14 protein-coding genes are annotated in these 11,087 nt (G+C 62.6%); 6 read left to right on the top strand and 8 right to left on the bottom strand.

Annotated features, from left to right (window positions below; all coding sequences use genetic code 11):
* Window positions 1–5: 5 nt before the first annotated feature.
* Window positions 6–680, bottom strand: a complete 675-nt coding sequence (locus CDV49_RS07170; RefSeq protein WP_088214866.1) for a cell division ATP-binding protein FtsE — start codon at window positions 678–680, stop codon at window positions 6–8.
* Between the two features lie 155 nt (window positions 681–835).
* Between CDV49_RS07170 and CDV49_RS20675 the strand changes: the two genes are divergently transcribed.
* The gene (locus CDV49_RS20675) at window positions 836–1,645 is read left to right on the top strand and encodes a zinc-ribbon domain-containing protein (protein WP_218821913.1); all 810 of its coding nucleotides are present in this window, start codon (window positions 836–838) and stop codon (window positions 1,643–1,645) included.
* A 66-nt stretch (window positions 1,646–1,711) separates the two neighbouring features.
* Window positions 1,712–1,903: a heavy-metal-associated domain-containing protein gene (locus tag CDV49_RS07160; protein ID WP_088214865.1), complete on the top strand. Its 192-nt coding sequence runs from the start codon at window positions 1,712–1,714 to the stop codon at window positions 1,901–1,903.
* 314 nt (window positions 1,904–2,217) lie between these two features.
* On the opposite strand, the gene efp is transcribed toward CDV49_RS07160, so the two are convergent.
* On the bottom strand, window positions 2,218–2,784 hold the full coding sequence (efp, locus tag CDV49_RS07155; protein WP_088214864.1) for an elongation factor P: 567 nt from the start codon (window positions 2,782–2,784) through the stop codon (window positions 2,218–2,220).
* 124 nt (window positions 2,785–2,908) lie between these two features.
* Between efp and epmA the strand changes: the two genes are divergently transcribed.
* The gene (gene epmA, locus CDV49_RS07150; protein ID WP_088214863.1) at window positions 2,909–3,958 is read left to right on the top strand and encodes an EF-P lysine aminoacylase EpmA; all 1,050 of its coding nucleotides are present in this window, start codon (window positions 2,909–2,911) and stop codon (window positions 3,956–3,958) included.
* 22 nt (window positions 3,959–3,980) lie between these two features.
* Here the strand turns inward: epmA and hisN are convergent, their stop codons facing one another.
* The 3 genes from hisN to CDV49_RS07135 all read right to left on the bottom strand — a co-directional run bounded on the left by hisN (window position 3,981) and on the right by CDV49_RS07135 (window position 6,363).
* Window positions 3,981–4,781, bottom strand: coding sequence for a histidinol-phosphatase (hisN, locus tag CDV49_RS07145; RefSeq protein ID WP_088214862.1), 801 nt, complete (start codon window positions 4,779–4,781; stop codon window positions 3,981–3,983).
* Window positions 4,782–4,873: 92 nt separating this feature from the next.
* The gene (locus CDV49_RS07140) at window positions 4,874–5,233 is read right to left on the bottom strand and encodes a helix-turn-helix domain-containing protein (RefSeq protein ID WP_088214861.1); all 360 of its coding nucleotides are present in this window, start codon (window positions 5,231–5,233) and stop codon (window positions 4,874–4,876) included.
* Window positions 5,234–5,472: 239 nt separating this feature from the next.
* Entirely contained in the window at window positions 5,473–6,363 is an 891-nt protein-coding gene (locus CDV49_RS07135) for a LysR family transcriptional regulator (RefSeq protein WP_088214860.1), read from the bottom strand.
* Window positions 6,364–6,487: 124 nt separating this feature from the next.
* Between CDV49_RS07135 and CDV49_RS20975 the strand changes: the two genes are divergently transcribed.
* Window positions 6,488–6,724, top strand: a complete 237-nt coding sequence (locus CDV49_RS20975; RefSeq protein WP_088214859.1) for a DUF1127 domain-containing protein — start codon at window positions 6,488–6,490, stop codon at window positions 6,722–6,724.
* 157 nt (window positions 6,725–6,881) lie between these two features.
* On the top strand, window positions 6,882–7,604 hold the full coding sequence (locus CDV49_RS07125; RefSeq protein WP_088215032.1) for a Bax inhibitor-1/YccA family protein: 723 nt from the start codon (window positions 6,882–6,884) through the stop codon (window positions 7,602–7,604).
* Between the two features lie 59 nt (window positions 7,605–7,663).
* Here CDV49_RS07125 and CDV49_RS07120 read toward each other — a convergent pair whose 3' ends face one another.
* From CDV49_RS07120 to sciP, 3 genes are all read right to left on the bottom strand, one after another.
* Window positions 7,664–8,665 carry an LLM class flavin-dependent oxidoreductase gene (locus tag CDV49_RS07120; RefSeq protein ID WP_088214858.1) on the bottom strand — a complete coding sequence of 334 codons (1,002 nt, stop codon included), beginning with the start codon at window positions 8,663–8,665 and terminating at the stop codon, window positions 7,664–7,666.
* Between the two features lie 56 nt (window positions 8,666–8,721).
* A complete protein-coding gene (gene ctrA / locus CDV49_RS07115; RefSeq protein ID WP_088214857.1) occupies window positions 8,722–9,441 on the bottom strand; it encodes a response regulator transcription factor CtrA in 720 nt (239 codons plus the stop codon).
* 80 nt (window positions 9,442–9,521) lie between these two features.
* Window positions 9,522–9,809 carry a CtrA inhibitor SciP gene (gene sciP / locus CDV49_RS07110; protein ID WP_088214856.1) on the bottom strand — a complete coding sequence of 96 codons (288 nt, stop codon included), beginning with the start codon at window positions 9,807–9,809 and terminating at the stop codon, window positions 9,522–9,524.
* A gap of 132 nt (window positions 9,810–9,941) precedes the next feature.
* Here sciP and mnmA point away from each other — a divergent pair, with 132 nt between their 5' ends.
* A complete protein-coding gene (gene mnmA, locus CDV49_RS07105; protein ID WP_088214855.1) occupies window positions 9,942–11,081 on the top strand; it encodes a tRNA 2-thiouridine(34) synthase MnmA in 1,140 nt (379 codons plus the stop codon).
* Window positions 11,082–11,087: the final 6 nt, after the last annotated feature.

Genomic DNA, 11,087 nt, shown 5'->3' with positions numbered 1-11,087 from the left:
CGCGTTCACAGGTCCACCCCCGCAAGTTGCACCCGGCGGCCCCGGATGCGGAGCACGCGCGCCGCTACCCGCCCCTTGGCCCAGCGGATCAGGTTCATGTCATGGGTGGCAATCACCACTGCCTTGCCCATCCGGTTGAGTTCGATGAGCAACGATATCAGACGCTGCGCCATGTCCCAGTCCACGTTGCCCGTCGGCTCGTCGGCCAGAATCACATCGGGAGAGGTGATGATCGCCCGCGCCAGCGCCGCGCGCTGCCGCTCCCCGCCGGAGAGTTCGGGCGGCAGCGCCTCCGCATGACGGGACAGGCCGACCCAGGCCAGCAGTTCCTGAAGATAGGCTTCCGCCTCCTCCCCTCGTCCGGCGACGGTGAGCGGCAGTTCGATATTCTCCGCCAACGGCAGGTGGTCAAGGAACTGGCAGTCCTGATGCACGACACCGATCCGCTGGCGCATGTCGGCGACGGCGTCGCGCGGAAGGCCGGTCACCTCCTCTCCGAAGATGCGCAGCGCGCCGCTGGTCGGCACAAGCTCCCCGTAACACAGCTTGAGGAACGTGGTCTTGCCCGCGCCGGAAGGCCCGGTCAGGAAGTGGAACGATCCGGGAGCAAGGCGCAGTGACATGTCGGCCAGCAACTCCCCTCCGCCATAGCTGTAGGCGACGTTCTGAAATTCGATCAACGACTTCTCCGATGCTGCCCGGCCCCGCGCCGGCGCGGTTTCTGCGACCGCACTGGACGTTTCATCCACCGGTAGAGCCGGGGTTGGATTGACGTCGGCGCCTTGTTACAACAGCGCAAAGTTAGGATCCACCGCGAGACGCGGGTCGAGGGCAGATGCGGCTGATTTGCGCGAACTGCGGTGCGCAGTACGAGATTTCCGATACGGCGATCCCCCCCCAGGGGCGGGAGGTGCAATGCGCCGCATGCGGCCACAGTTGGTTCCAGACGCGGGAGGATGCGACATCCGCAACTCCCGCTCCCTTGCCCCGGAGGCCGGTGGACGAGGGCGTGCTGAACGTCCTGCGGGAAGAGGCCGCCCGCGAGGCGGAGGCGCGTCGCAGCGCGAATCACCAAAGCGAAGCCGAGACCCCCGCCCCGCAGGCGACGCTCCAGCCCCCGAAACCTGCGCCCGCCGCCCCTCCGAGTGCTCCCGCCATTGGCGAAGCGCAGGATGCGGGCCGACCGCAGGATGTGGACCGACCGCAAGACGTGAGCCAGCCGCAGGATGTGGGCCAGTCGCAGGGCATGGACCGGCCGCAGGAGCGGGGGCAGCCGCAGGATACCGCGCCTCGCGAAGCCGCCGTGCCGTCACCGGCAAAATCTGCGCAACCCGTGGCCTCCCCTGCCCGTCCCCGCAACTGGGAACCGGCTCCCGGCCCGGTTGACATGCCGGTGAATCAGGCGTTGGAGGATTTTGTCAACGAGGAGGAAAGCGAGCGCGGCCGGCGGCGCTTCCACATCGGATTTGCCTGTGGCCTCCTGCTCGTTGCCTGTCTCGTCGCGCTTTATATCGTCGGCCCGGGTCTGGCGGAGGATATGCCGGGTCTCGCGCCCTACATCACCACCTATGTGGAGAATGTGAACGCCGCGCGAAGCTGGCTCCGTGATCTGGCGGCGCCCCTGATCAGCGCGCTGCAGGACTGATCCGGGCGCCTCTTGACCTTCCCCCAACTGGAAGGACCATATCTGGGGGAGAGACAGGAGGCGTCCATGCAGAACTTCATCGTCAATGACATGAGTTGCGGACATTGCGTCGCGACGATCCAAAAGGCATTCGCGCAGGCCATGCCGGAGGCGGAGGTGGAGATCGATCTTCCCCGTCATCTGGTGTCGGTGAACGGCGATGCCGCCCGGGCGGCTGAGGTCATCCGCGATGCAGGCTACACCCCGGAAGCGCCGTAAAAGGCCTGAGCCGCTTGTCCGCCCCTGGCAGGCTGCTGAAAAAGACTTTTGGCCTGTGTTGGAGCGGAAATCCTTCGCAATCTGACCAAATCCAGCCGGAAAACTATAGACTTCCGGGCATTTCCGGGCCGATCTTCCGATTTCCGGCACATAGGCATTACACTTCAGGACTTTTTCAGCAGCCTGCTGGAGTATGAAGTTTGGCGGTCTGCGGTCTGCGGTCTGCGAAAACCATCCCGCGGTTTTCGCTCTCGCGCATGAAAAAGGCTGCCGGTTCTCCCCGGCAGCCTTTGATCTTCAAGCCGTCCGAAAGATCAGTCTTTCGCACGCTCCACATAGCTGTTGTCGGCGGTGGAGATGACGATGCGCGTGCCCGCCCCGATATGCGGCGGGACCATGACACGCACGCCGTTCGTGGCCAGCGCGGGCTTGTAGGAGGAGGAGGCGGTCTGCCCCTTCACCACCGGCTCGGTTTCCGCGATCTCCACGACCAGCTTCTGCGGCAGTTCCATGGCGATGGCGACGCCTTCAAACGTCCGCAGATAAACCTTGATCCCGTCGGTCAGGAACACCTTGTCGTCGCCCACCACATCGGCGGAGACGGTAAGCTGCTCGTAGTTGTCCGGGTTCATGAAGTGGAACCCTTCGCCGTCCTCGTAGAGGAAGTCGTATTCACGCTCATCCACCGTGGCCTTCTCCACCATCTCGGTGGTGCGCCAGCGTTCGGCAACCTTCACCCCGTCGGAGATGCGGCGCATGTCCACGGAGGTGGTCGGCGTGCCTTTGCCGGGATGGAAGTTCTCGGCCTTGAGGACGACATAGAGCCGACCCTCCAGTTCGACGACATTGCCCTTGCGGAGCGAGGAGGCGATGACTTTCACGGGTTTTCCCTTGATCTTGTCCTTGAGCTTTGGCAGCGGGCCGCGTAAGCCCCCGCCACTTGGCCGGAGGCCCTAGCGCATCCTGCCCGGAAATTCCAGCCGAAAGCCGCAGGACACTCCGCCCATGACCGATACGCCCTGGTGGACGCCCGACCGCCACGCCGACCGCCGCCCCCTGCTTCTGGCCCGGAACCGCATTCAGGCCGCACTGCGCGGCTGGTTCGCGGCACAGGATTTCGTCGAAGTCGATCCCGCGGCGCTACAGGTCTCTCCCGGGAACGAGGCACATCTCCACGCCTTTGCCACGCAGGCCATCGGCAATGCGGGCGAGACGTGTCCGATGTATCTGCACACCTCCCCCGAATTCGCGATGAAGAAGCTGCTGGCAGCGGGAGAGCCGCGCATCGCCGCCTTTGCCCATGTCTGGCGCAACCGGGAGCGCGGCGCGCTGCACAGCCCGGAATTCACCATGCTGGAATGGTATCGCGCAGGCGCGCCCTATGAGCAGCTGATGGCGGATTGTGCGGAGATCATGCGCCTCGCCGCGACGGCGACGGCGACGGCGACGGGCGCGACACTGTTCCGCTTTCGCGACCGGACCTGCGATCCCTTTGCACCCCCGGAGCGGTTGAGCGTGGCCGACGCCTTTGACCGCCATGCCGGGATCGACCTGCTGGCGACGTTGTCTCCCGACGGCCAGCCGGATCGCGAGTCTCTGGCCAGCGCCGCGCGCATGATCGGCACGCGTGTTGCGGAAGATGACACCTGGTCCGACATCCTCTCCCGCATTCTTGTGGAGCGGGTGGAGCCGCATCTGGGGCTGGGCCGGCCCACCGTTCTCGACCGCTATCCGGCGGTGGAGGCGGCGCTGGCCCGCAGGGCGCCCGATGACATGCGGGTGGCGGAGCGGTTCGAGCTTTACGCCTGCGGGGTCGAACTGGCCAACGGGTTCGGCGAACTGACGGATGCCATCGAACAACGGCGCCGTTTCATTACCGAAATGGACGAAAAACAGCGCGTCTATGGCGAGCGCTACCCTCTGGACGAGGATTTTCTCGCAGCCCTGCCGCAGATGCCTCCCGCGAGCGGTATCGCGCTGGGGTTCGACCGGCTGGTGATGCTCGCGACCGGTGCTCCCCGGATCGATATGGTTGTCTGGACGCCTATCGCCTGACCGGCGCGGCGCGCCCCTGCGATCAGCTGCCGTTCAACAACGCCAGTGCTTCGGCATGGATTTCCGCATTGGCGGCGGCAAGGATGCGCCCGCCCTCATGCGCGGGCCCTCCACGCCAGTCGGTCACCATGCCGCCCGCCGCTTCGATCACCGCAATGGGCGCCTGCACATCATAGGGTTGCAGGCCCGCTTCGATCACGAGGTCGATCTGCCCGGCAGCAACCAATGCATAGGCGTAGCAATCCATCCCGTAGCGCGTGAGGCGCGCGGCTTCCGATACTCGCCGGAAAGCCTCCCCTTCCTCAGGGGTGCCGACTTCGGGAAAGGTCGAGAACAGGATGGCCTGCGAAAGCGTGCGGGGCGCACGGGTCTTCAGGACCCGCCGCCCTTGCGGGCCGTCCATCTCCGCCACGCCGAGACCGCCCCGGAAACGCTCGCCGATATAGGGTTGGTCGATCAGCCCGAACACAGGGCCATCCGCATCCGCAACGGAGATCAACACGCCCCAGGTCGGCGTGCCGGAAAGATAGCCGCGCGTACCGTCGATCGGGTCGAGCACCCAGGTCAGGCCACTGCTGCCCGCCGTGCGGCCGAATTCCTCTCCGAGGATGGCATCCCGCGGGCGTTGCCGAGAGAGGATGGCGCGCATCTCCTGCTCCGCCAGCCGGTCCGCCACGGTGACAGGATCGAACCGGGCGGTTTCCTTGCTCTCCGCGGAGAGGTCGAAGCTGCGAAAATGTCGCAGCGTCGCTGCGCGGGCCGCATCGGCCAAGGCATCCGCCGTTGTGATGAGGGCGGCGCGGGTTTCTGCGTCAATCGTCATGATATGCTCCGGCAGTTAAATTGCCGGTAGCGATCCATGTCCGGCCCGTCAAGCGGGCCGGACATGGGGGGGAGCCTTCAAACCGGCGGCTTTCAGGCCGCGTCGCTGAGAACACGGGCAAGTTCGAACAGCCGGCGGCGCTGGTTTTCGGGGATCGCGTAGTAGGAGCGGACGAGTTCAAGCGCTTCCTTGTCGGCAAGGATGTCGCCCTCGGCAACCCTGTCCGGTGCTTCCGATTCCAGCCCTTCGAAGAAGAAGCTGACCGGTACCGCGAGCGCCTCGGCGATATCCCACAGACGGGATGCGCTGATGCGGTTCATCCCTGTCTCATATTTCTGGATCTGCTGGAACTTGATGCCGACTTTGTCCGCAAGCTGCTGCTGCGTCATGCCGACCATCCAACGACGATGGCGGACGCGCTTGCCGACATGCACATCGACGGGGTGCTTCATCACTCACTCCTCACTAACCGGGAAACCGAACGGCGCCCATAACCTAAATAAGCAAATTTCGTGCCAACCAGAATGCCGGAGACAGAAAAAGTCTCGGCAATTACTTTTATAACTTTTATCAACTCAGGGGGGAACAGGTTTGTGCGGGTTCGCTCTGGTTTTTGGAAAATTTTAGAAGAAAAACCAAGGGCATTTTCCACATTTCATTTGCAGAAAGCGAAAATGTCGCTGCTTATTTCCTATTCTGCAACGTGCAGGCGGAGAGGCTCGCGCAACCCCTGCCCTCCATAAGCCTGACGGAAGGCTTGGGCGAGCGCGTCGCGAATCTCCTTGTTGCCGCCGCCCGCCCGATAGAGGCAGATCTGCGTCCAGCCAAGGTCCGGCAAATTGGCCTCCGACGGGACGGGAGCGCAACCTTGCGGAAGCCCACCGCCGATCCGCACAGTGACGGCCAGGTCGGCCGCCGCAGTCGCCTCCATCACATGTTCCGATTGCCCGTCGAACGCCATTTCCCAAGGTATGTCGGCCCGATCGAGCGCCGCGATCGCCAGAGGCCGGAACCTGCAGCGCTCCTCGAACGCCAGCCGCAGCGGCCGCTTCTGCGCCGCCATTCCGCCCGGCGCACCGATCCACACCAGCTCCCGCTCAGCCAGCACTTCGCCGTCCTCGCCCACATTTTCCTCCGTCGTCAGGATGAAATCCAGCTCTCCGCGTCCGAAGGAAGCTTTCAGCGTGGTCGTGAACGAGGAGACGAGATTGATCCTCATTCGCGGGTAAAGAGCGGCGAACCGCTGGAGGATCATCGGAATCTGCGGATAAACGATGTCATGCGGCACACCGATACGCAGCTCGCCTTTATAGACATCCGCAGTCAGCCGGGCGAGCGCTTCGTCATTCAGGTCCAGCATTCTCCGCGCATATGTAAGGAGCTGCTCCCCTTCGGCCGACAACGACATCCGCCGCGCGCTTCGGCAGAAGAGCTGAAGATCGAGTGCATCCTCCAATCGCCGGATCTGCATGGAAACCGCCGATTGGGTCAGGTTGAGCAGACCGGCGGCACGCGTGACACCGCCGGATTCAGCCACCGTGACAAATGAGCGCAGGGCGACAAGATCGAGGTTTCTGATCATCACACACCTTGATGGCATACAGCACAAACATTCGTTTTCATTATACCACGCCAAGCATCATATCTGACAACAGAAATCGTAGGAGACCGGTTGGAAGGCCCCGGTCAAAAGAAGAGGTCGGATCATGTTCGGTGTATTCACAGCTCCCTTCAGCCGTTTCGCAAGGAATGCTGAAGCGGCCCGCAACACCCGGAAATCACTCACGGATCGCGTGCTTGACGCGCAATCCCTCCGTCGTCAGCGGCTGCACCTTTCCGCTCTGGACGACAGGCTCCTCGCTGATATCGGGCTCACGCGACACGAAGCGGAAGGCGAAGTGAAGCGGCCCGCCTGGGATGCACCCCGGCACTGGCGGCGCTGACCGACCAGCGCTGAGACGGCGGTTCCCGGCCTTCGCGGCCGGGGGCTTAGTCGGGGGCTTAACCGGCTTGAAACATATTGCCGTCATACCGATATTGAAGGAGGTCGCCTGGTCTCCGTTCGGAACCGGGGAGATCCCTGAATATATGGAGGAATTGATGGCAGACTACAATTCGGTCCGCATGGGTCAGGCGGGTGTCCGAACCGCGCAGATCGATGAGGGTCTTCGCGCTCACATGAACAAGGTCTACGGACTTATGTCCGCCGGTCTCGGCGTGACGGCGATTGTGGCCTGGTTCGTTGGCTCCAACCCGGCGCTGCTGGCCCAGATTTTCGGCTCGCCGCTGAAATGGGTGGTGATGTTTGCGCCGCTGGCCGTGGTTTTCGGTTTCAGCGCCATGATCAACCGGCTTAGCCAATCCGCCGCGCAAGGGGTGTTCTTCCTCTTCGCCGCGCTTATGGGCCTGTCGATAAGCTATATCTTTGCCGCTTACACCGGCATCTCGATCGCGCAGACGTTCCTTGTCACCGCCATCGCCTTCGCCGGTCTGAGCCTTTACGGCTATACGACGAAGCGCAACCTGTCGGGCATGGGCACTTTCCTTGTCATGGGCCTGATCGGGCTGATCGTTGCATCCATCGTAAACATCTTCCTCGGCTCGCCGGCGGTGATGTTCGCGATTTCGGTGATCGGTGTGCTGATCTTTGCCGGACTGACGGCTTATGACACCCAGAACATCAAGACCACCTATGTGCAGATGGCGGCCGGCGGCGACTCCGAATGGCTGGGCAAATCCGCCATCATGGGTGCGCTGAGCCTCTACCTGAACTTCCTGAACATGTTCATGTTCCTGCTGCAGTTCATGGGCAACCGCGAATAAGCGCGTCGCTATCGAGACAAAGGGGCCGGTCATCACGACCGGCCCTTTTTCATTTGGTACTAGACCATCGCGGCGGCGCCTATTTCCCGCATGGCCTTTGCTGCAAGGTCGAAGGAATGCAAACGTGCAGCATGGTCATAGATCTGCCCGGTCAGCATGACTTCATCAGGGCGATACCGGTCTATCAGCCCGCTCAACTCCCGACGGATGGTTTCGGGTGATCCAGTAGCGGAGCAGGACAGCGCCTCTCCCACCGAAGCACGAACGGAAGCGGGTATCTGGCGTTCGATATCCCTGACCGGCGGGGGAAATTTACCCGGTTGGCCGGTGCGCAGGCGCGCGAATGACAAGATCATCGAACTGCGCAGATAATCCGCCTCCACGTCCGTATCGGCGGCAAATACGCCTATCGCCATCATGAAATGCGGCTTTTCCAGGTGAGGGGAGGGGCGAAAGCTGCTGCGATAGGTCTCCGCAGCCTGCGCCAGCATCGCAGGGGCGAAATGCGAGGCAAAGGCATATGGTAGCCCCAAATAGGCCGCCAGTTGAGCGCCGAAGAGGCTTGAGCCGAGAATCCACACCGGAACATGCGTTCCTTCGCCCGGCACCGCACGAATACGGGCAGAGGGATCGGCCTCGCCCATGAACCGCATGAGATCGACGACATCCTGCGGAAAGCCGTCGCCATTGTCGTGACTGCGCCGAAGGGCATGCGCGGTCGCCATGTCGGTGCCGGGCGCCCGGCCAAGACCGAGGTCAATACGCCCGGGATAGAGTTCCGCCAGCGTCCCGAACTGCTCGGCGATCACAAGCGGCGAGTGGTTGGGCAGCATAATGCCGCCTGCCCCCACACGGATGCGTTCCGTCGCTCCGGCAACGTTGCCGATGACAACGGCCGTCGCCGCAGAGGCGATACCCGGCATGCCGTGGTGTTCGGCAAGCCAGAACCGGTGGTATCCCCATTTCTCGGCATGCCGGGCAAGATCCCGACTGTTCGCAAAGGCTTGGGAGATGCTCTGCCCCTCGCAGATCGGCGCGAGGTCGAGGAGTGAATATTGCATTGTCTTCCCCTTTCCCTCCCTATGTGGGGCGAGAAAGGGAGGAATGGAACCGTGGTTCAGGCGCTGAGCGCCGCTTTGGCGTTCACCGGCATTGCTTCTTCCAGCGGATCGCGCAGCACGTAGCCCCGCCCCCATACCGTTTCGATGTAGTTCTCCCCCCCTGTCGCTTCCGACAGCTTCTTGCGCAACTTGCAGATGAAGACGTCGATGATCTTCAGCTCCGGTTCATCCATGCCGCCATAGAGGTGATTGAGAAACATCTCCTTGGTCAGCGTCGTGCCCTTACGCAGGCTCAGCAGTTCGAGCATCTGGTATTCCTTGCCGGTGAGGTGCACCCGGCGGCCAGCCACTTCCACCGTTTTGGCATCCAGATTCACGCTGAGCTTGCCGGTCGGAATGACCGGTTGCGAATGCCCTTTGGACCGGCGGACGATCGCATGAATACGCGCGATAAGCTCATCCCGGTGAAATGGCTTGGTCATGTAGTCATCCGCGCCGAACCCGAAGCCCTTGATCTTCGAATCCGTGTCATCAGACCCGGAGAGAATCAGGATCGGCGTGGAGATCCGTGCCATGCGAAGCTGGCGAAGCACTTCATGACCGTTCATGTCCGGCAGGTTCAGATCCAGCAGAATCAGATCATAGTCATACAGCTTCGCGAGATCGATGCCCTCCTCCCCCATATCCGTGCAATAGACATTGAGGTTCGCGTGATTCAGCATCAGCTCGATGCTGCGCGCAGTGGTCGGATCATCCTCCACCAGCAGAATTCGCATTATCATCCCTCCGGTTGGCTTAACGCTTTCACCTTGCGGTAGAAGGGTTAATTACACGTTACCGTGGATGAATATAGATATTATTCAACCATAGGTTGTCTATACCTCTGGATCGTCGTGACTTTCAGGCCACTTTCGCCATGGGTGGCGACCGCATTCGACCACAGCTCCAGCTCCTCCTCCGAAAGCGCGTAGCGTTCCATGGCCTCCTCCCGAGACAGCAGCCCATAGGTAACTGCGCGCACCACCAGGGCCTTCCTGCTCGCAACCCAGCGCCGGGTATCGGTCGGCGGCAGGTCCGCGCGAGAGAGAATGGTGCCATCGGGAAGGGTCACGGTACGCCGTCCGCCCACTTTTTTAAGATACATGCTCGACTTCCTCTCCACCGACGTCGCTGCCGGCCTGACCATTTAGAAGTAGGGGTCTTAAGGACAGGTGAAGCGATGGGTTGTGAGTCTGTCGAATTTTCCTATATTGCTGCGCAATCCCAGAGGTCAGCCATGCCCAGAGACACTGCCGTCAACTCGCTCGGCTTTGCGAAGCCGCCTTCCGAAACGCGCGTCGTCGTCGCCATGTCCGGTGGCGTTGACAGTTCCGTGGTGGCCGCACAGCTCAAGACCGAGGGGTATGACGTGGTGGGCGTGACGCTTCAGCTATACGACCACGGCGCGGCGCTTGCGAAGAAAGGAGCCTGCTGTGCGGGCCGCGACATTCACGATGCGCGCCGCGTGGCGGAGGAAATGGGGTTCCCCCATTACGTTCTGGATTACGAGAACACCTTCCGGGAGGCCGTCATCGACGAATTCGCCGATGCCTATCTGGGCGGTGCGACGCCGGTCCCCTGCATCCGCTGCAATGAGCGGGTGAAGTTCAAGGACTTGCTGGAAACCGCGAAGGATCTCGACGCGGATTGCATGGCCACCGGCCATTATATCCAACGCAAGATGGGTCTTCAGGGTGCGGAACTGCATCGCGCGGCGGATCCGAATCGCGACCAGTCCTATTTTCTGTTCTCCACGACGGCGGAGCAGCTCGATTACCTGCGCTTTCCGCTGGGCCACCTGGCGTCCAAGGCGGAGACGCGGGCGCTTGCAGCGCGCTATGGCCTGCCGGTGGCGGACAAGCCCGACAGCCAGGACATCTGCTTCGTGCCCGACGGAAACTATGCCGCGGTGATCGAAAAGCTGCGGCCCGGTGCCGCCGATCCCGGCGAGGTGGTGGATGTTGACGGCAATGTGCTTGGTGAGCACCGCGGTGTCATCCATTACACCGTCGGGCAGCGGCGCGGGCTCGGCATCGGCGGAACGGGTGAGCCGCTGTACGTCATCAGGCTCGATCCGGACAACCGTCGCGTGATTATCGGACCGCGCGCCGCCTTGGCGACCCGTCGGGTGCCGCTCCGCGAGATCAACTGGCTGGGCGACGCGCCCTTTACCTCGCAGGCCGAATGGCATGTGGCGGTAAAGGTCCGCTCCACCCGCCCGCCGCGCGAGGCGATTCTGCGCCCGCTTTCGGCGACGGAAGCGGAAGTGGAGCTGCTGAACGCCGAAGAGGGCGTCTCCCCCGGGCAAGCCTGCGTGTTCTATGCGCCCGAAGGCAGCCGTGTACTGGGCGGCGGCTGGATCTGGCGGGGTCGTTAGGCCCCC

The sequence above is a fragment of the Haematobacter genomosp. 1 genome (assembly GCF_002196855.1).
Lineage (GTDB): Bacteria > Pseudomonadota > Alphaproteobacteria > Rhodobacterales > Rhodobacteraceae > Haematobacter.
The sequence above is the reverse complement of the archived record's forward strand: the minus strand, read 5'-3'. Positions and strand labels throughout refer to the sequence as shown.

Excerpts from the sequence above, each read along its gene's own strand:
- CDV49_RS20675 (WP_218821913.1), top strand. The coding sequence starts at position 836 with ATGCGGCTGATTTGCGCGAACTGCGGTGCGCAGTACGAGATTTCCGAT.
- CDV49_RS07160 (WP_088214865.1), top strand. The coding sequence starts at position 1,712 with ATGCAGAACTTCATCGTCAATGACATGAGTTGCGGACATTGCGTCGCG.
- epmA (WP_088214863.1), top strand. The coding sequence starts at position 2,909 with ATGACCGATACGCCCTGGTGGACGCCCGACCGCCACGCCGACCGCCGC.
- hisN (WP_088214862.1), bottom strand. The coding sequence starts at position 4,781 with ATGACGATTGACGCAGAAACCCGCGCCGCCCTCATCACAACGGCGGAT.
- CDV49_RS07140 (WP_088214861.1), bottom strand. The coding sequence starts at position 5,233 with ATGAAGCACCCCGTCGATGTGCATGTCGGCAAGCGCGTCCGCCATCGT.
- CDV49_RS07135 (WP_088214860.1), bottom strand. The coding sequence starts at position 6,363 with ATGATCAGAAACCTCGATCTTGTCGCCCTGCGCTCATTTGTCACGGTG.
- CDV49_RS20975 (WP_088214859.1), top strand. The coding sequence starts at position 6,488 with ATGTTCGGTGTATTCACAGCTCCCTTCAGCCGTTTCGCAAGGAATGCT.
- CDV49_RS07125 (WP_088215032.1), top strand. The coding sequence starts at position 6,882 with ATGGCAGACTACAATTCGGTCCGCATGGGTCAGGCGGGTGTCCGAACC.
- CDV49_RS07120 (WP_088214858.1), bottom strand. The coding sequence starts at position 8,665 with ATGCAATATTCACTCCTCGACCTCGCGCCGATCTGCGAGGGGCAGAGC.
- ctrA (WP_088214857.1), bottom strand. The coding sequence starts at position 9,441 with ATGCGAATTCTGCTGGTGGAGGATGATCCGACCACTGCGCGCAGCATC.
- sciP (WP_088214856.1), bottom strand. The coding sequence starts at position 9,809 with ATGTATCTTAAAAAAGTGGGCGGACGGCGTACCGTGACCCTTCCCGAT.
- mnmA (WP_088214855.1), top strand. The coding sequence starts at position 9,942 with ATGCCCAGAGACACTGCCGTCAACTCGCTCGGCTTTGCGAAGCCGCCT.